The organism is Acidobacteriota bacterium, assembly GCA_034211275.1.
GTDB lineage: Bacteria > Acidobacteriota > Thermoanaerobaculia > Multivoradales > JAHZIX01 > JAGQSE01.
The window spans coordinates 44,070-63,878 of sequence record JAXHTF010000014.1; the positions used below are offsets into that span (position 1 = coordinate 44,070).

The 19,809-nt window shown below is 65.9% G+C and carries 10 protein-coding genes; 9 read left to right on the top strand and 1 reads right to left on the bottom strand.

Annotated features, from left to right (window positions below; translation table 11 throughout):
• The first annotated feature begins 54 nt into the window (after positions 1–54).
• The 8 genes from SX243_04565 to SX243_04600 all read left to right on the top strand — a co-directional run bounded on the left by SX243_04565 (position 55) and on the right by SX243_04600 (position 14,024).
• Complete coding sequence (locus SX243_04565) at positions 55–1,728, top strand: cyclic peptide export ABC transporter (GenBank protein MDY7092228.1); 1,674 nt, start codon at positions 55–57, stop codon at positions 1,726–1,728.
• A gap of 127 nt (positions 1,729–1,855) precedes the next feature.
• Positions 1,856–2,713, top strand: coding sequence for a hypothetical protein (locus tag SX243_04570; GenBank protein MDY7092229.1), 858 nt, complete (start codon positions 1,856–1,858; stop codon positions 2,711–2,713).
• A gap of 159 nt (positions 2,714–2,872) precedes the next feature.
• Positions 2,873–4,138, top strand: a complete 1,266-nt coding sequence (locus SX243_04575) for a bifunctional 3,4-dihydroxy-2-butanone-4-phosphate synthase/GTP cyclohydrolase II (protein MDY7092230.1) — start codon at positions 2,873–2,875, stop codon at positions 4,136–4,138.
• Positions 4,139–4,240: 102 nt separating this feature from the next.
• A complete protein-coding gene (locus SX243_04580) occupies positions 4,241–5,578 on the top strand; it encodes a glycosyltransferase family 4 protein (protein ID MDY7092231.1) in 1,338 nt (445 codons plus the stop codon).
• 189 nt (positions 5,579–5,767) lie between these two features.
• Positions 5,768–6,082: a co-chaperone GroES gene (gene groES / locus SX243_04585; GenBank protein ID MDY7092232.1), complete on the top strand. Its 315-nt coding sequence runs from the start codon at positions 5,768–5,770 to the stop codon at positions 6,080–6,082.
• An 80-nt stretch (positions 6,083–6,162) separates the two neighbouring features.
• Positions 6,163–7,818 (top strand): chaperonin GroEL, encoded by a 1,656-nt coding sequence (gene groL / locus SX243_04590; GenBank protein MDY7092233.1) that lies wholly within the window; start codon positions 6,163–6,165, stop codon positions 7,816–7,818.
• Between the two features lie 267 nt (positions 7,819–8,085).
• Entirely contained in the window at positions 8,086–11,028 is a 2,943-nt protein-coding gene (locus tag SX243_04595) for an SdrD B-like domain-containing protein (protein MDY7092234.1), read from the top strand.
• Between the two features lie 296 nt (positions 11,029–11,324).
• The gene (locus SX243_04600) at positions 11,325–14,024 is read left to right on the top strand and encodes an SdrD B-like domain-containing protein (protein ID MDY7092235.1); all 2,700 of its coding nucleotides are present in this window, start codon (positions 11,325–11,327) and stop codon (positions 14,022–14,024) included.
• 64 nt (positions 14,025–14,088) lie between these two features.
• Here the strand turns inward: SX243_04600 and SX243_04605 are convergent, their stop codons facing one another.
• Entirely contained in the window at positions 14,089–16,479 is a 2,391-nt protein-coding gene (locus SX243_04605; protein MDY7092236.1) for a BTAD domain-containing putative transcriptional regulator, read from the bottom strand.
• Between the two features lie 807 nt (positions 16,480–17,286).
• Between SX243_04605 and SX243_04610 the strand changes: the two genes are divergently transcribed.
• On the top strand, positions 17,287–19,809 hold a 2,523-nt coding region (locus SX243_04610), incomplete at its 3' end, for an SdrD B-like domain-containing protein (protein ID MDY7092237.1).

Below are 19,809 nucleotides of genomic sequence, written 5' to 3' on the forward strand. Positions count from 1 at the left end.
GGGCACGAGCCCGCGGGACGGCAGGCAAGAATCTTGGATGAAGGACTTTAGGCTATGGTAGCTGTCATACGATTCGTTTCTTCTTTGATCGAGGTCTCCAAGGGGATCCCGTACATTCGGTCCTTGGTCTCTCTGGCGCTGCTCTTCGGCGTCGTCAGCGGTCTGGCCAACGCCGGCCTGGTGGCGCTGATCAACAAAGCCATCAACGCGCCGGTGGAAGCCCGGGAGGGCTGGGCTCTGGCGTTCCTGGGGCTGTGCGTCGCGCTGCCGGTGAGCCGGGTCCTGGCCCAGGTGTTGTTGGTGCGCATCGGAGCTCGCACGGTGGTGGAGCTGCGCATGAGCCTGGCGCGGCAAATCCTGCGGGTGCCCCTGCGCCAGCTGGAGAAGCTCGGGCCGTCCCGCCTGATGGCGGTGCTCACCGAGGACATCACCAACATCAGCGACACCGTCATCGTGGTGCCCATGTTGTGCATGCATCTGGCGGTGGTGGCGGGAACCCTGGGCTACCTGGGCTGGCTCTCCTGGCCTCTCTTCCTGGCCCTGCTGGTGGTGATGGTGGTGGGCGTCATCACCTACTATCTGCCGCTGCTCAAGGCCTTCGGCCACGTGCGCCTCTTCCGCGAGGCCTGGGACACCATGTACGAGCACTTCGAGGCCCTGACCAAGGGCACCAAGGAGCTCAAGCTGCACCGCGGCCGCCGGGACACCTTCCTCTCCGAAGGGCTCAACAAGACCGCCGACAAGCATATGCACCACCAGGTCATGGGGGTTTCCATCTTCGTGCTGGCCTCCAGCTGGGGGCAGGTGCTCTTCTTCGTCGTCATCGGCCTGCTGCTCTTCATCGCTCCCAACTACCAGGCCGTGCCCATGGAGGTGCTCACCGGCTTCACCCTGGTGCTGCTCTACCTGACCACCCCCATGGAGTTCATCCTCAACCGCATGCCGGATCTGGCCAATGCCAACACCTCGATGAACAAGATCCGGGAGCTGGGCTTCTCCCTGCGCGAGCTGCCCGACGACATGGGCACCAACAAGCAGCTGCAGGCTCCCTTCCAGCGCCTGGAGCTGCGGGGGGTGGAGCATCACTACGAGGGATCCGAGGACGAGGAAGGCTTCAGCGTCGGTCCCGTGAGCTTGAGCCTGGAGCCCGGGGAGGTGATCTTCCTGGTGGGCGGCAACGGCAGCGGCAAGACCACCCTGGCCAAGACCCTCATCGGACTCTACGAGCCCGACGGTGGTGAGATCCTGGTGGACGGCCGGCCGGTGACGGACGCCGACCGGGACAGCTACCGGCAGCTCTTCACCGCGGTGTTCTCGGACTTCTACCTCTTCGAGTCGCTGCTCGGGCTGGGGGGACCGGATCTCGACACCCAGGCGCACAAATACCTCTCGGAGCTGCACCTGGAGAAGAAGGTGAAGGTGGAGGAGGGGGTGCTCTCGACCCTCGATCTCTCCCAGGGGCAGCGCAAGCGGCTGGCCTTGCTCACCGCCTATCTGGAGGATCGCCCCATCTACCTCTTCGACGAGTGGGCGGCGGATCAGGATCCCCAGTTCAAGCAGATCTTCTACCGTGAGCTGCTGCCGGAGCTGCGGGCCCGGGGCAAGGCGGTGGTGGTGATCAGCCACGACGACCAGTACTACGACGCCGCCGACCGCATCTACCGCTTCGACTTCGGTCAGATGAGCCAGGTGGAGGCCGCGGACTACCGAAGCTTGAGCGCCGGTTGATTCCCCATGGGGAAGAACATTCACAGCTCGCAGAAGACCGAACTGCATCGTGGTGGATTGACGGCGGTCGGCACTGAGCTTTGGGCCTGCCGGTAGGGTGGGGCCTTCGGATAGCATGGCGCCGACTATGGGCACATCTGACGCATCCACCAATGCCCAACACCGATTCGGGCTCAGCCCTTATCGGCTGTATCGTTCGGCGTTCCTGGTGGTGTTGGTGCTCCTGCTGGGGCTCAACGCGGTCTCCTTGGCGGTGTACTGGCAGGACTCTCAGCGATTGGCAGCGGTCGCCGAAGGCCTTGTGGATCGGCAGGCGCCGGCGTCGGAGAAAGCTCGAGCCCTGGCGGGGTTCGTATCCGACCTGCCCACCGGCAGCCCAGACGGCTACCACCTGCTGCCGATCTTCCGTCCCTTGCGACTGACCGCCGCCCAGGTTCTCGATCTCGGCGGTGAGTGTGCTCACAAAGGTCGGGCGTTCATCGTCCTGCTGCATCATCTGGACGTCGAGGCTCAGAAGCTGGTGCTGCGGAACGCCGCTGGGGAGCCACGCCACGCCGTGGTCGTGGTCGAGACCGAGCAGGGGGATTTGGTCGTCGACCTGCTCTACGGCATCGTCTATGAGCACGAAGACGGCGAGCCGATGTCCCTCGGCTATCTGGCGGACCATCTCCCCGGTGTTATCGAGCAGGAGATTCGCTGGGGGAATACTCTAGCCGCTGACTATCCGTTGGAGGACTACCCTTTCACCGATCCGGTGACCATCAACTGGCAGAAGAATGCTCTATGGCAGAGCGCTCGGCGTGCTCTTGGCTGGGTCCTTTCGGAACAGCAAGTCGACCGACTGGGCCGGCCGTTTCTCGCCGAAGAACCGGCGCTCATGGTGCTCGTCGCGTCGGGCTTTTTTCTGCTAGTGCTCTGGACGCCTCTGGGGTTGGTCAAGATCTACCAGTGTTCAAGGTCGGCTGCTCGAGAGGACGCGAGTTGACCCCCCATGGGGGCGGCGGTAGACTGCGGAGTGGCCTGTAATCGGCGGCGTTTTGGCGTCGGTTGCCCCAGGTCGTTGCCGCCTCGGCGATCCCGCCGTCCCCATAGGATTCTTAAGCCCGCCCCCGACCGTTCCCGGCGGCCCATCAGAAAGAGCGCGATGAGCAAGAGCCCGAAGAGCAAGAGCTCGACAGACAAGAGCAGGAACTCGGCCGACGAGAACAGCCCCTTCGCTCCCATCGAGGAAGCCATCGAGGCCATGCGCCAGGGCAAGATGGTGATCATCTGCGACGACGAGGATCGGGAGAACGAAGGGGATCTGGCCATCGCCGCCCAGCACGTGACGCCGGAGGCGATCAACTTCATGGCCAAGTTCGGCCGCGGGCTGGTCTGTCTGGCCCTCACCGAGGAGCGTTGCGCCGAGCTCGATCTGCCGCTGATGGTGGAGCGCAACACCTCTCCCTTCGAGACCGCCTTCACCGTTTCCATCGAGGCCCGGGGCAAGATCAGCACCGGCATCTCCGCCGGCGACCGCGCCGCCACCATCCGCACCGCCATCGATGCCAAATGCCGGCCGGAGGATCTGCTGCGGCCGGGACACGTCTTTCCCTTGCGGGCTCACAACGGCGGCGTCCTCAAGCGCGCCGGCCAGACCGAGGCGTCGGTGGACATGGCGGTCCTGGCGGGATGCAATCCCTCGGCGGTGATCTGCGAGATCATGAACGACGACGGCACCATGGCACGGGTGCCGGATCTCGCTGAGTTCGCCCAGCGTCACGGCTTGCTCTTGATCACCGTCGCCGATCTGATTCGCTACCGCATGCGCACCGAGCGGCTGGTGGAGCTGGTGGCGTCGCCCCGGCTACCCACCGCCTACGGCGAGTTCGAGCTGCGGGCCTATCGCTCCGAGGCCACCGGCGAAGAGCACGTGGCCATGGTCATGGGCGATATCGAGGAGGACGAGCCCACCTTGGTGCGGGTGCACAGCCAATGCCTCACCGGCGACATGTTCGCTTCCACCCGCTGTGACTGCGGGCCGCAGCTGCACCAGGCGCTGGAACGCATCAGCCAGGAGGGCAAGGGCGTGCTGCTCTACCTGCTCCAGGAGGGGCGGGGCATCGGCCTGTTCAACAAGCTCAAAGCCTACGAGCTCCAGGATCAGGGCCACGACACGGTGGAGGCCAACGAGAAGTTGGGCTTCCGGCCGGATCAGCGCAACTACGGCGTCGGTGCCCAGATCCTGCGTGACATCGGCGTGCGCCGCATGCGCCTGCTGACCAACAACCCGAGCAAATACATCGCCCTTTCCGGCTACGGCCTGGAGATTGTCGACCGTGTGCCCCTGGAGATTCCTCCCACCGAGGACACTCGGGATTACCTGCGCGCCAAGCGCGAGAAGCTCGGCCACCTGCTGGACTTGGTCTAGAGCGTCGAGCTCAGGGGCCTTGGGGCTCAAGGGCCTTAGGCTCAGCACCCCTTCGGCTCTGGTGCCGCCGTCGTCCTCGGCTGGTCCCGCGAGTCCCTTTCCATGGATCTGCTGCTCGTCGTTTCCCGTTACCCCTGGCCGCCGCGGCGGGGGGATCAGCTGCGCGCCGCCCAATGGATCGAATTGCTGGCACCGGAACATCGCATCACCCTGCTGACCCCCGAGCCGCCGCCGGCGGCGCCCGTTCCCCCCTCCACCCGCCCTGCTGAGGGCTCGGCCGAGCTTCGAGTCGAGCACTACCGGCCCGCCTCAACCCTGGGGCGGGGCCTCGCCGTCGGCCGTCGGCTGATCATCGGAGAGCCGTTGCAGAACGGCCTCTTCCAGCCGCCGGCGCTGGCGGATCAGCTGCGCCGGCTGGCTCCGGCGGCGGATCTGGTGGTGCTCCAGCTGGCCCGGCTGGCGGGTTTGGAGCGGCATCTGGGGGACGTTCCGTGGGCGGTGGACTTCATCGACAGCCTGAGCCTCAACCTTGAGCGCCGAGCTGTCTTCGACGCTCCCTGGTTGCGCCCGGTCTTGCGCTTCGAGGCCCGGCGCCTGGCGGCGGCGGAGCGGCGTCTTTTGGGCTCCGCTGCCGGTGCCCTGGTGGTGTGCCCACGGGATCGGGAGGCCCTGGCGGGGCTCTTCGACGGAGAACCGGCGGCGGGGGCCGCTCAGAGTGTCGGTGTCCGGGGGCTCAGTCCGCGGGGCCTCGACGTCCTGCCCTTGGCGTTTCCCCTGCGGCAGACTGCGGATTCTTCCCTACCGGAGTCCCCCGGTGGGGCTGGGAGCGGGGACGGAGAAGATGGGACCTCGGCGCCGCCGACGGTGTGCATGACCGGCAATCTGGGCTACTTCCCAGCGGTGGACGGCTTTGGCTGGTGGCTGGAGGAGGTGCTGCCGCGGCTGCGGCGCCGGGTGCCACAGGTGCGGGTGGTGCTGGCCGGCGCCCGTCCCGCGGCCAGCCTGCGGCGGAAGGCCCGGGCCGCCGGCGCCGAGCTGGTGGCGTCGCCGCCGGATCTGGTGGCTATCCTGCGCTCCGCCGACGTCGCCTTGGCGCCCCTTCGCTGCGGCTCCGGCCAACCCCTCAAGATCCTCGAGGCGTGGCAGGCGGGCAAGCCGGTGGTGGCCTCGCCGTGGGCGGCGGCGGGGACCACTTCCAAGGCTTCGAAGGCTCCGAGACAGCCCGAAGCCTCGTCGGAGCGGGAAGGGATGCTGGTGGCCGAGACTCCGGAGCAGTGGGCGGACGCGGTGGCGGAGCTGCTGAAAGATGCCGCGGCGCGGGACCGCCTGGCGGCCGAAGGGCGAGAGGTCTTGGTGCGGGATTACGGCCGTAAAACGGTGGCGGCGGGGCTCGAGAAGTGGCTCCAGGGCTGCGTATCGGGGAGTCCGAAGGAAACCTAAGTCGCGGCCACTAAGATTTTGCTCGTCTCCTCTTGACAGCTGAAATTCTCTTCGTTAGCCTGTTAGCACTCGTCGGGGAGGAGTGCTAACGGCACCCCCGAGAGCTCTAGGGAGGCAGACGATCTCCCAACAAACGCTTCAAGCTAACGCTAGACAGTAGCTTCGAGCTAACAAGACAAGCAACAAAGTTTGGTTTTCAAGGAGGAAGAGACAGTGAACATACGTCCACTCCATGATCGGGTCCTGGTCAAGCGCGTCGAGCAGGAAGAGCAGGTTCGGGGCGGGATCATCATCCCCGACACCGCGAAAGAGAAGCCCCAGGAAGCGGAGGTCGTCGCTGTCGGCCCCGGAAAGGCGATGGAAGACGGTAGCCGTGCGGCCATGGACGTCAAGGTCGGTGACCGCGTCCTGGTGGGCAAGTACTCCGGCAGCGAGATCAAGCTCGACGGCCAGGACTACGTGATCCTGCGCGAGGACGAGATCCTCGCCGTCGTCGGCGGCTGATCTCAGCTCACCCGACCGACGCAGAGCAACCATCGGATCCATCGAAGAAGCGAAGAAATTCCCAGGAGGTTTAGATAACCATGGCCAAGCAGATTACCTACTCCGAGGAGGCTCGGGCCGCGATTCTCAGGGGCGTGAACCAGCTCGCCAACGCGGTCAAGGTCACCCTCGGTCCCAAGGGCCGCAACGTCGTCATCGAGAAGAAGTTCGGCTCCCCCACCATCACCAAGGACGGTGTCACCGTCGCCAAGGAGATCGAGCTCGACGATCCGCTGGAGAACATGGGCGCCCAGATGGTGCGCGAGGTGGCCTCCAAGACGTCCGACGTCGCCGGTGACGGCACCACCACCGCCACCGTGCTGGCTCAGGCGATCTTCCGCGAGGGCTCGAAGAACGTCACCGCCGGCGCCAACCCCATGGAGCTCAAGCGCGGTATCGAGATGGCGGTGAAGGCCGCCGTCGAGTCCGTCGACAACCTGGCGAAGCCGGTGGGCACCAAGGACATCGCCCACGTTGGCACCATCTCCGCCAACAACGATGCGGAGATCGGTCGCATCATCGCCGAGGCGATGGACAAGGTCGGCAAGGACGGCGTGATCACCGTCGAGGAGGCCCGCGGCCTGGAGACCACCCTGGAGGTGGTCGAGGGTATGCAGTTCGATCGCGGCTACCTCTCGCCGTACTTCGTCACCGACTCCGAGCGGATGGAGACGGTGCTCGAGAACCCCATGATCCTTCTCCACGAGAAGAAGATCAGCTCCATGAAGGACCTGCTGCCGATTCTCGAGCAGGTCGCCAAGCAGAGCCGCCCGCTGCTCATCCTCGCCGAGGATGTGGAGGGCGAGGCCCTGGCCACCCTGGTGGTCAACAAGCTGCGCGGCACCCTGCAGATCGCTGCGGTGAAGGCGCCGGGCTTCGGCGACCGCCGCAAGGCCATGCTCGAGGACATCGCGGTCCTCACTGGCGGCCGCGTGATCACCGAGGATCTGGGCATCAAGTTGGAGAACGTGCAGTGGCAGGACCTGGGTGAGGCGAAGAAGATCGTCATCACCAAGGACGACACCACCATCGTCACCGACGCCGACAGCGAGTCCCACCGCGAGGCCATCAGCGGCCGCGTCAAGCAGATCCGCAACCAGATCGAAGAGAGCACCTCCGACTACGACCGCGAGAAGCTCCAGGAGCGCCTGGCGAAGCTCGTCGGCGGTGTGGCGGTGATCAAGGTCGGTGCTGCCACCGAGACCGAGATGAAGGAGAAGAAGGCCCGCGTCGAGGACGCCATGCACGCCACCAAGGCGGCCGTCGAAGAGGGCATCGTCCCCGGCGGCGGTGTCGCCCTGCTGCGCGCCATCGCGGCGGTGGACGGCGTCGACACCGATGGCGATGCCGCCGTCGGCGTGCGCATCGTGCGCCGCGCCCTAGAGGAGCCGGCCCGCCAGATCGCCGCCAACGCCGGCGAGGAGGGTTCGGTCCTGGTTCGCGACGTCATGGAGCAGAAGGGTGCCATGGGCTACAACGCCGCCACCGGCGAGATGACCGACCTGCTCAAGGCCGGCGTCATGGACCCGGCCAAGGTCACCAAGACCGCTCTGGTCAACGCTGCTTCCATCGCCGGCCTCATGCTCACCACCGAGGCTCTCGTCTCCGACATCAAGGAGAAGGACGACGGTGACGTCGGTGCTGCTGCCATGGGCGGTGGCATGGGCGGTATGGGTGGAGGCATGGGCGGCTTCTAAGCCCAGCTCCCTCATCCATCGTCAGATACTTGCGGCCGGTCCGGGCTTCCCGGGCCGGCCGTTTTGTGTTTGCTTTTTCGGGCACGGAGGGGTCTAAGAAACTCGACTTCTCTGACCCGGCTTGATATTATTTAAAGATATCTCCCGACGCATTTAAGTTCCGCCTTCCTGATATTTTCCTGACGGAAATTGTGCCTAATAGGTATAGGCGATTCGTTTGAGGTGCGAGTTGACCGGCCTCGGCGAACGCTAGAAAGGAGGCGGGTCATGAACACTTACCGCACCCATTCCTTCTTCGCTTTGGTCATCGTCCTGGTGACTCTGATACTTCTCGCTGCTACCGCTGCCGGAGCTTCCGGTATCGAGACGCAGGCCCGTCAGGAGCTGGAAGATTCCATCCTCGCGGCGCTGGCTACGGAAGGCTTCGATGCCGGGAAGCCACCGGTGGAGGAGCCTGCTCCCGGCATGCGCTGCTTGCCCTCCTGCGCGGTGGACGACGGCCGATTCCTCGCCGTGGTGGCCGGCGCGGATCTGATGACGCTGAGCGAGACCTCGCTGGCCATCGAGATCGCCGTGCCCAGTTCCTGGAGCTCCTTCGAGGTGGGCATCTTCGACGCCGACGCCGAAGCCACCAACGGCAACTGGGATGTGGGAGCGGCTCCCTTCATGTATTCGGTCTACGCCGACCCCATGAAGGACGGCAGCACCATGACCCTGGTGGCCGGTCCCTTCGCTTGCACCACGCTGCCCAACAACACCTGGTTCGATGTTTCCATCGATGTGGGCCCCGAGGCCCAGGCGCCCAGCGGGCACTACTTCTATCGCCTGATCGTCGCGCCCCAGGACCCTAGCCTGACGGTGCTGAACTCCTTCAAGGTGCGCTCCAGCGGCGTGCTCTCCATCGGCGTGGATCAGCAGCCCTTCGGCTTCTACGCCGCCATCCAGAGCATGGCCGATGCGCAGATTCTCTACCCCGACTTCCCGGAGTACTATCCCGACGCCCTGCCCGGCGAGCCGGGCTATACCGCCTACGACGGTGAATTCACCTTCTACCTGGACGTCCAGGCCGGTGGGGAAGAGATGGTGGTGTGGGACGGTGACCTGGATCACGGTGCCTGGGATGGCAGCACTCGGGATACCGACGACCCGGACACCCCCGGCGCTCCCTTCTTGCCGCCGTGGGCGACCATGGACACGCTGCCGGAAGGGGTGGCGGTAGGCCTCGGCGGAGCCAGTGGCAATCCGCCGGACGATGTGGATCCGGCGGGGCTGGGGATGTATCTGATGCGCTCGCCGTCCATCGTCTTCGAGCTCATCGATCCCGAGGGCAACGTCTACGCCGAATCCAATCCTTCGGGCAATCAGGAGTGGGAGCAATTCCGCATCGCCACCGGCCCCTTCGATCCCACGACCGCCGATCAGCCGGCGTCGACGATACCGGCGGGGGTCTGGATTGTGCGGGCTCGCGGTGTGGACATGCAGAACCTGAACTTCTGGCGCTTCTTCAATCCGGTGCTGTGCACTGAGCCCGACGGTTCTCCCTGCGAGCCTCTGCGGGGCTTCCGGATTGGTGACACCGTGTTCGCAGATAGCGACGAGGACGGTGTTCAGGACGCCGGTGAGCCAGGACTGGCGGGAGTGACGGTGGAGCTCCTGGATCCCATGGGTGAGGTGCTGCACTCGACCATCACCGGGGCCGACGGCACCTACTTCTTCGAGGTGGACGCCGGAGTGCATCGGGTACGGGTGGCTGCCGGCAACTTCGTTCCCGGCGCAGCTCTGGACGGTTGGGTGAGCACCACCGGAGACGAGCTCACTCGCACGGTGGTGGACGCCAACGTCTGGACTTACGACTTCGGCTACCGCCCCGCCGGCGATCCTTGCCCGCCGACCCTGACCTTCGACACCGCCGCCGACGGCAGCAACCTGCCCGCCGGTACCGTGGTGCACGAGCAGTGGGCGGAGCTGGGCATCCACGTTGCCAGCGGCGACCCGGTGCACCACCCCGCCATGATCTTCGACAGTGCTCATCCCACCGGTGGTGATTGGGATCTGGGCGCCCCCCACCGCGACTTCGGTGGACCGGGCATCGGCACCGGCGGCGCTGCCGGTACGCCGGGAGAGAACGCCGTGCCCCAGGGCAAGGTGCTGATCCTGTCGGAGGACGGCGATGCCGGAGATCCCGACGACAACGCCGGTGGCGGTACTTTGGTCTTCACCTTCGACCATCCGGTGGAAGTGGCTTCCGTGAGCCTGCTGGACATCGAGGCCAGTGGTGCCGGCATGGTGGAAGCCTACGACAGCACCGGGGCCCTGCTGACGGCGGTGCCCATGCTGGCTCTGGGAGACAACAGCTTCCAGAGTCTGCCCATCGAGGTCGTAGACGTTCGGAGGTTGGAGGTTCACTTCCCCGAGAGCGGCGCGGTGGCGGCGGTGACCTTCTGCCCTCCGGTGATTACCGGTGGCTGCTTCGGTACCGTGGACTTCGCCCTGGACGGTGAGGGGCTGCCCCTGGCAGCTGGCCAGAGGGTGAATGACGAGCTGGCCGGGTATGGCATCCAGGTGCTCACCGGTGACCCCGTCAACCATCCGGTGATGGTCTTCGACAGCGCCCATCCCACCGGTTGGGATTGGGACTTGGGGACGCCCCACGAAGACTTCGGTGGCCCCGGTCGCGGGGATGGCGGCGCCGCCGGCATGCCCGGCGAGAACCACCGGTCCTTGGGCAACCTGCTGATCCTCTCCGCCGACGGTGATGCCGGAGATCCGGACGACTTCAACGGTGGAGGAGTCTTCATCTTCCTCTTCGACGAGCCGGTGGAGATCCGCACCGTGACGGTGGTGGACACCGATTGCGACGAGCCCTTCGGCCGGGTCACCGCCTTCGACGTGCTCGGTTACCCTCTGGCGAGCCGACCGCTGCAGACTCTGGGTGACAACAGCGTCCAGACGGTGGCGGTGGAGGCCCAGGAGGTGCGGCGCCTGGAGGTCTCCCTGACCGGCAGTGGCGCCGTGGCGGAGCTGGTGTCCTGCCCCGTGGAGACCGACGCCGGCACTCCCGGAGGGCAGGTCGGGGACGAAGATCCCGATGGCGGTACCGCCGGTGCGCCCGGTGGAACGCCGCCGTCGGACCCCGATCCTCCGGATTCCGGTCCCACGGATCCGTCTCCGACCAGCCTGGAACGGATGCGCCGCCCCGATCAGGGCTGACGCCGATCAGGGCTGCAACGGACGGAGTTGAAAGAGGCCCGGGCTCTGCCATCTAGAGCCTGGAGGAGCCCGGGGCCTGATCGAGAAGCTGCCGGTGGCCGAGTGCCATCGGCAGCTTTTTGATGGGCGAGCGGCTGACGCAATCCTGACGCGAGTATTTTTCAATAGCGCTATAGATCCCAGTGGCTCCGTGCCGCCGGCCTTTCGGAGAGGCTCTCCAAAGGCCCTCAGTGGAGGTGTGTCTTCACGAGGCAGTGCAGGAGCTCGCAGGAAGCGATCCGTCAGGAGGTACTCTCATGATTCAGCGCCCAATATTGATTCCGGTCCACCGTCTCGCCCTCTTCGCCTCGGTCATGGCCCTGCTGCTCGCAGTGATGCCCGCTGGAGCTCAGCCGGCTTCGCAGGTGGGGAGCATCGAGGAACTCGCTCGTGAGGAGCTGGAAGCCGCGATGCTCAGCGGGGCGCCCCCAGTGGAGATCTTCCAGGCGGGCGTGGCGGCTCTGGGAGCCGCCGTTCCCGAGGGTTCGCCGACGATGCGCTGCCTGCCTTCCTGCCTGGTCGACGACGGCCGCTTCCTGGCTGTGGCCTCCGGGGCGAACCTGGTGACCCTGAGCGAGACTTCCTTGGACGTTCAGGTCGCCGTGCCCGCGGGAGTCTCCAGCTTCCAGATCGGAATCTTCGACGGTGACGCCGATGCCGCCAACGGCAATTGGGACGTGGGGGCGGCCCCGTTCACCTACGAGATCTTCGAAGATCCGAACCGCGACGGCTCCAGCTCCGTGTCCGTGGCCGGTCCCTTCGCCAGTGGCGCCATGCTCAACAATGCCTGGTTCGACATTACGGTGAACGTCGGCCCCGGGGCTCTGGCGCCTAGCGGTGTTGGCTTCTACCGGCTGTCCATCGCCAGCCAAAACCCTTCCTTGACGGTGCTCAACTCCTTCAAGCTGCGCACCGACGGTGTCGCCTCGGTGGAGGTGCGGCAGCAGCCCTTCGGCTTCTACGCCGCCATCCAGAGCCTGGCCGACGCCTCGGCGGTGTTCCCGGACTTTCCCACCTACGACTCCGCCGCTCTGCCCGGCTCCCCCGGAGCGTCGAACTACGACGGCGAGTTCAATTTCTACCTCGACATCAACTCGTCGGAGGACGATCTGGTGGTTTGGGGTGGTGATCTGGACTACGGGGCCTGGGACGGCAGCACCCGCGACACCGACGACCCGGATACTCCCAACGCTCCCTTCCTGCCGCCCTGGGCGACTCTCGACGCCGTGTCCGAGGGGCTTTCCGCCGGCTTGGGCGGAGCCAGCGGCAATCCGCCGGACGATGTCGACCCGTCGGGGCTGGGCGCCTACCTCCAGCGCTCACCGTCCATCACCTTCGAGCTCATCGATCCCGAGGGCACGGTCTATCTCAACGACAATCCCTCCGGGAATCAGGAGTGGGAGCAATTTCGCATCGCCACCGGCCCCTTCGATCCCGCCACCGCAGATTTCCCCGCCGCTTCGCTGCCGGTGGGCACCTGGGTGGTGCGGGCGCGGGGAGTGGATATGCAGAATCTGAACTTCTGGCGCTTCTTTCATCCGGTGCTGTGCAGCGAGCCGGACGGTTCGCCTTGCGTCGCCCTGCGCTCCTACCTGCTTGGCGATACGGTGTTCGCCGACGACGACGGCAACGGGGTTCAGGACGCTGGGGAAGCGGGCATTGAAGGCGTCACCCTGCTGCTGCTGGACTCGGACGGCGACCTTGTCGCCAGCACCGTCACCGACGCCGACGGCTACTACGAATTCCCGGTGGACGGCGGCTTCTACTCGGTGACCGTGGCAGCTACCAATTTTCTCGCCGGCGGCGCCCTGGAGGGGCTCGAGCTGACCACGGCATTCGATCCATTCGACGTCGAGGTGGTGGATGACAACATCCTGACCCTGGACTTTGGCTATCGGGCCACCGGCTCCATTGGCAACTTCGTTTGGTACGACGCCAACGGCGACGGCGTCTTCAACGAGGATCCGGGGAGCGGCCTGGGGGACGTGGCGCTGACCCTCATCGAGGCCGGAGGCGACGGCCTGCTGGGCACCGCCGACGACGTCACCGTCGGCACCACCGCCACCGATGCCGGCGGGGCCTACGACTTCCTCAATCTGCCGCCGGGGCTCTACCTCGTGGATGTCGACGAGACCACGATTCCCGCCGGGTTGGTGCTCTCCACCGGCAATGAGCCTTTCGAGGTGGTGCTGGGAGCCGGTGAGGACTTCGACGACGCCGACTTCGGTTATGCGCCGGACGTCGATCAATGCTCCGCCTGCGATGGCAAGGTCACCGAGCTCACCCTGCGCTACTTCGGCGCTGCCGACGGCGTTCAGGTGGAAGTCCGTACCCGCCATCACGGCACCCTGCTCTACTCCGGCGTCCTCGATAGTGGCGATGTCTTCAGCTTCGTCGGTCAGGATCGCAAGGGCACCGTGGGGCCGGCCATCGAGATCTTCGTCGATGGCCAGTACGTCGCCATGCTGCACACCAGCTGCTCCGAGCCCATCGGCCCGGGCACGGTGGCCGGTGACTTCGTGGTGCTGGCGGGGAGCAGCCGCAACGGCGGCGCCCTCTGTCCGGTGGACGGCGGCGGTGGTGGCGGCGATCCCGGCCCTGGGGACTGCGGCGCCTGCGAGGGCAAGGTCACCGCTCTGACGCTGGAGTATCTCGGGGCGGACACCGCCTATGTGGTGGTCTACGCCAACAAGGGCGGCGGCGTGCGCTTCTCCGGCTTCGTGGCTCCGGGAGAGCTCTTCAGCTTCACCGGCGGTGACCGCAAGGGGACCTTGGGGCCGTCCATCAAGCTCTTCGTCGATGGCCACTACCACACCACCATGCACACCAGCTGCTCGGTGCCCATCGGTCCGGGCACGGTGGCCAGGGACTTTCTGGTCATCGAAGGAGCCAGCCGCAACGGCGGCGCCCTATGCCCCGTGGACGACGGGGCGGGCACGCCGGTGGCGAAGGGCTGAAGCCCCGTCGCCGGCTTCAAGTTGGTGGCAGGTACCGGTCAGAGGTACGAGTCAGGAGCGCCGATCAGTCGGTGAAGGGCTCGGCGGCGACGCTCTCCGTGTCCGGGAGGAAGGGGGCGGCGTCCTCGTTCTCCAGCATCTCCCGGGCCTCGCCCCGCAGCCGCATGAGCTGCCGGCTCAGGTCCTGCGCCTCGGCCTCTTCCATGTCGGTCTTGGGCAGCAGTTGGAGAGCTCGCTCGCAGTGTAAGAGGGTGCGCACCGGCGACGGGTGCCGCCGCGCCAGGTCCGCCGCACGATGGTGGTAGCGCACCGCCTGGCGCCAGTCTCCAGCGGCAGCGAAGTGATGGGCCAGGGTCTCCGACCAGGCGACCCACCCCCGCGCCGCCCGTTCCTCCAGCACTTTGGCGACCTGGCCGTGGATGGCGGCCCGGCGAGACGGCGGCAGGTGACGGTAGATCACCGTCCGCAGCCGCCGATGACTGAACTCGATGGGGACTCGCAGGTCCGTCGAGTCGGTGGGAGCGGGACTGGGGTAGCGCTCCACTTCGGCCCAGGGCTCGTCCATGGGGCGCACCATCTGGCGGTCGATCCAGATCTTCAGGTTGGCCCACACCACCGATAGATCCTCTTTCTCCACCCGTGCCAGCAGGTCGGCATCGAAGCGTTGCCCTACCACCGCCGCCAGGGTCAGCAGGCGGCGGGCGGAGCGGGGCAGCCGGCGGGCTCGCTCCCAGATCAGCTCGTCGAGGGGGGTGGGTAGCTGGTCCTCTCGAATGTCTAGCTCGCCCTGCCAATGCCACCGCTGATCCGGTCCCGGCCGCAGATGGCCGCTCTCGTAGCGGTCGTAGATCACCTCCAGCAGCGCTACCGGCAAGCCGCCGGTCTGGCGTTCCAGATAGCGGGGGAGGGGGTGATCCTCCGGGGCTGCCAGCAGCTGCTCGCTGACCTGCTCGAGAGCTTCTTCGCCCAGGGGGCCTAGACGCAGCCGGCGCACGGGCGGGGAGTGCCGGGACAGCCGTTCCACCAGCTCCTCGATGGGGCTTTGGATGTTCTGGCCCTCGGGAAGATGACAGCCGAAGATGCGCACCGGTCCGGCGAGATCGTCGCTGGCCAGCCGCTCGAGGAGTAAGAAGGTATCTCCACCGGCAAGGTGCAGATCGTCGAGGAAGAGAATCAGCGGTACCGAGGGCTGCTTGGGCTCGAAGGGACGGCAGAGCTCCTCCAGCAGCATGCCGGTGGCTTCGAAGAGAGCGTCGGTACCCGCTTCGGGATCGCGTCCGGGCAAATCCGGCCGCTGGGAGCGCAGGACGGGAAACATCTCCGTCAGCTCCGCCAGAATGATCGGTGAGAGCTCCGCCAGGGCGCGGCGGATGTAGCCGGTCTGGGACATCACCGCCGACCGCAACGCCTCCTCCACCGGTTGGTAGCTGCCCGATACCGCTTCGTTGGAGGCTCGGGCGCGCAACAGATTGACTCGTCCCCTGCGCCGGATGCTCTCCACCACCGACTCCACCAGATGGCTCTTGCCGACGCCGCCGATGCCCTCGATGAGGCAAATGCGCAGGCCGTCCTTGCCCTCTCCTTCCTGCCACCAATCGAGCAGCTGGGCCATCTCCTGGGCACGGCCCACCATGCTCAGCTGCGGGTAGTGGCTGGCCATGGCCATGGGCGGGGGTTGGGATTCCACCCGATCCTGGAGCTGGATCCACTGGTAGAGGTTGGAGGTCACTTGGCGGGGCTCGATGCCCAGCTCTTCGCGCAGGATGCGGCGGCATTCCTCGAATTGCGCCACCGCCCGTTCCCGCCGGCCGGTGAGGGCGTAGAGGCGGATCAGCTGGCGATGGGCGAGCTCGGAAAGGGGATCGAGGTTGACCCAGCGCCAGGCGTATTGCACTCCCAGGGAGTAGCTGCCGCTCTCCAAATAATGCTCGACCAGCGTCTTGAGGGCCTCGATGACGGTTTCCCGGAGCCGTTCCTGCTCGTTGGTCAGCCATTCGTCGAAGGCCGGCGAGTCCTTGACGTAGAATCCGGCGAGAAAGTCGCCCCGGTACAGCTGCACGGCACCAGCGAGCTCCTTGGGGGTGGTGTCGGAGGAGCTCGTCTCGCTGCCCGCAAGGACCTGTTGGAAAGCCTCCACGTCACACCAGACGTCGAGATCGCTGCGCAAGCGGATGCTGTTGCGGGTAGCGGTGACCGGCGACGGCTCCTTGGCGTCCATCTGCAGCGCCGAACGCAGGTTGTAGAGGGCCTGACGAAGGTTGCGCCGTCCGGCGGACTCGTCCAGGTCCGGCCACAGAAGATCGGCGAGGATGTCCCGGGACAGCTGGCGCTGGCGATTGCATACAAGGTAGGCGAGCAGCGCCCGGACCTTCTGGGATTCAAACCCCGTCAGGCGCTGGGAATCATTGCGGACGTCGAATCCGCCGAGAAGCCGTATTTCTAGTCGATGCACCATGCACTCCCGGTAATGGTCCGGCGACCACTACGATTCGGCCAGAACGCTCTACGCCGCTGGAATTCACGCCTTGGGCGCCGCGATCCTGGGTGGGGGGGCTCCAAGATTCGCCCTATTCTAGCTCGGCTATGAGTTGGAAATGCAGAAGAGGCCATTAGCTGACGTCTTCCTGACGGCAATCTTGGATCATCTATTTGTCCAGCGGGATTGACGCCGGGTTGTTCAAGGCTAAACCTCCTCGAATTCCCGATTTCAGCTTCCGCCCGGACGAGAACAGACCGTCTCGCTCTACGGAAGAGCATCCAGGCGCAGCGGATGCCTACCGTGGTTCGAGGTCCTCCCGGCGGTAGTGGCTGTCTCCAAGGCAGGCTGCCGCCCCTTTTTTTGTCCTGAATACAAGATTGTGCGGAGAAGTCCACCGGGCTTGCCGGGGCGAGGGAGCCCTGGAGTTTCTCCCCGCCCGGGAGTTTCTCCGGGGGTGGGCGGAATCCGTCGAAATCGCCTCGGGCCCCGCCCGGCAAGGGCTTTCGGTTGGGAATGGCTACGGCTGAATACATGGCATGGATCTTGTAGTTCATAGAGGCCGTTCGGATCAAACCGCCCGGAGATCGATTTCTACCCCGCTGAGTGGCAAGGCCGAGAATCTCGAGGCCATCGCGAGGTCGAGATCCACGGTGGGGGAGCCGAAATCGAGTTGCGAGCTCAATCGTTGGAGGTCGGATAGCCGGCCTCGAGTTTTTCATAGAGAACCTAAATTTGCTCCTCATCCCCGGTGGGGGTGAGCGCGAAGATCTAGGGGAGGCATTGATGTCCACGTCTTTTCGTTCTCTTTTCGCCGTTCTAGCGCTGCTCTTGGTGATGCCGGTCACGGCCGCACTCAGCACGGCGCCCCAACCTGCGACCAGTATCGAGGAGCTGGCCCGGCAGCAGTTCGACGCTGCCATGGAGCAAGGGCGCTGGGCGCCCCCGGCTTCGAATCTGCAGTCGGTAGCCGCCGGGATCGGCGGTCTGGAGACCACCTCGCCCCGCTGTCTGCCCAGCTGCGCCGCCGACGACGGCCGCTTCCTGGCGGTAGCGGCGGGTGCTGCTTTGGTCACCCTCAGCGACTCCTCCTTGGACGTCCAGATGGCTTCGCCGGGAGATCTGGCGAGCTTCTCGGTGGGCGTCTTCGACGGTGACGCCAACGCCGCCAACGGCAACTGGGATATCGGTAGCGCTCCCTACACCTACACCCTGTACGCGGACGCCAGCCGGGACGGCAGCGACCCCACCGTGGTGGCCGGGCCCTTCACCAGCGCTTCCATGCCCAACAATGGTTGGTTCGATTTCACCGTGGTCAACCACCCTGCGGCTCAGACCCCCAGCGGCAACTACTTCTACCGCCTACGGGTGGAGAATCAGGACCCGGCGCTGACGGTGCTCAACTCCTTCAAGCTGCGCTCTGACGGCGTCGCTACCATCGAGGTGGCGCAGCAGCCGTTTGGTTTCTACGCTCCGATTCAGAGCTTCGGCGATGCTCAGATCATCTTCCCCGATTTCCCCACCTACGATCCCAACGCGGGATCGGGAGATTTGGGTTACACCACCTACGACGGCACCTTCGACTTCTTCATCGACGTTGCCAGCCGGGAGGACGACCTGGTGATCTGGGGTGGTGACCTGGACCGCGGCTCCTACAACGGGGTCGACTTGGATACCGATGATCCCGACACTCCCAACGCTCCCTTCCTGCCCGATTGGGCCACCGATGACACAGTGCCGGAGGGGGTTGCCGTGGGCCTGCCCGGGACCACCGGCAATCCGGCGGACGACACCAGCCCGGTGGGTCTGGGGGTCTACCTGGTGCGCTCGCCGTCCATCGAGTTCACCCTCGAGGCGCCGGACGGAGCGGAGTACGACAACTTCAACCCCTCCGGCAACCAGGAGTGGGAGCAGTATCGTCTGACCACCGGGGTCTTCGACCCGGCCACCGCTGATGCTCCTGCCGCCGATCTGCCGCCGGGGGTCTACACCATCCGGGTGCGCGGCGTGGACATGCAGAATCTGAACTTCTGGCGCTTCTTCCACCCGCTCCTCTGCGTCGACGATCAGGGTGTGCCCTGTGAGCCCCTACGCTCCTTCCTGCTGGGAGACCGGGTGTGGATGGACCTCGACGGCAATGGCGTCCAGGACGCCGGTGAGCCGGGCATCGAGGGCGTGGAGCTGGAGCTTCTGGACTCCGATGGGGATGTGCTGGGCACCGCCGTCACCGACGCGGACGGTCTCTACACCTTCCCGGTGGACGCCGGCGTCTACTCGGTGGCCGTGGCCGACTCCAACTTCGGAGCCGGCGGCGCCCTCGACGGTCTCGAGCTGACCAGCGGTTTCGACCAATTCGACGCCGAGGTGGTGGACGACAACATCCTGACCTTGGACTTCGGCTACGTGGCCAACGGCTCCATCGGCAACTTCGTCTGGTACGACGCCAACGGCGACGGCATCTTCAACGAGGATCCGGGCAGCGGTCTGGGCGGCGTGGTGCTGACCCTCACCGAGGCCGGTGACGACGGTGTGTTGGGGACCGGCGATGACGTCACCGTCGGGACCACCGTCACCGACGCCGGCGGCGTCTACGACTTCCTCAATCTTCCGTCGGGCCTCTACCAGGTCGACGTGGACGAGGCCACGGTGCCGGACAACTTGGTGCTGTCCACCGGCAACGAGCCCTTCGTGGTGGCTCTGGCCCCCGGCGAGGACTTCGACGACGCCGATTTCGGCTACGCGCCGGACATCGCCGGCTGCTCCGCCTGTGACGGCAAGGTCACCGAGCTCACCATGCGCTACTTCGGTGATGCCGACGGTGTGCAGGTGGAGATTCGCATCCGCAACAAGGGCACCCTGCTCTACTCCGGTGTTCTCGACAGCGGCGACGTCTTCAGCTTCGTCGGTCAGGACAAGAAGGGAACCGTGGGGCCGGCCATCGAGATCTTCGTCGACGGCCAGTACGTCGCCATGCTGCACACCAGCTGCTCCGAGCCCATCGGCCCGGGCACGGTGGCCGGTGACTTCGTGGTGCTGGCGGGGAGCAGCCGCAATGGCGGTGCTCTGTGCCCGGTGGATGGTAGCGGCGGTGGCGGGGACCCCGATCCCGGCGATTGCGCTGATTGCGACGGCAAGGTGACTGCGCTGACCCTCGAGTACTTGGGCTCCACCAGCGCCTTCGTGGAGGTCTACGCCAGAAAGGGCGGCGGCGTGCGCTTCGCCGGTATCGTGTTCCCCGGTGAGACCTTCAGCTTCACCGGCGACGACAAGAAGGGCACCCTGGGGCCGTCCATCGACATCGATGTCGAT

Excerpts from the sequence above, each read along its gene's own strand:
- SX243_04600 (MDY7092235.1), top strand. The coding sequence starts at position 11,325 with ATGATTCAGCGCCCAATATTGATTCCGGTCCACCGTCTCGCCCTCTTC.
- SX243_04575 (MDY7092230.1), top strand. The coding sequence starts at position 2,873 with ATGAGCAAGAGCCCGAAGAGCAAGAGCTCGACAGACAAGAGCAGGAAC.
- groL (MDY7092233.1), top strand. The coding sequence starts at position 6,163 with ATGGCCAAGCAGATTACCTACTCCGAGGAGGCTCGGGCCGCGATTCTC.
- SX243_04565 (MDY7092228.1), top strand. The coding sequence starts at position 55 with ATGGTAGCTGTCATACGATTCGTTTCTTCTTTGATCGAGGTCTCCAAG.
- SX243_04570 (MDY7092229.1), top strand. The coding sequence starts at position 1,856 with ATGGGCACATCTGACGCATCCACCAATGCCCAACACCGATTCGGGCTC.
- SX243_04595 (MDY7092234.1), top strand. The coding sequence starts at position 8,086 with ATGAACACTTACCGCACCCATTCCTTCTTCGCTTTGGTCATCGTCCTG.
- SX243_04605 (MDY7092236.1), bottom strand. The coding sequence starts at position 16,479 with ATGGTGCATCGACTAGAAATACGGCTTCTCGGCGGATTCGACGTCCGC.
- SX243_04580 (MDY7092231.1), top strand. The coding sequence starts at position 4,241 with ATGGATCTGCTGCTCGTCGTTTCCCGTTACCCCTGGCCGCCGCGGCGG.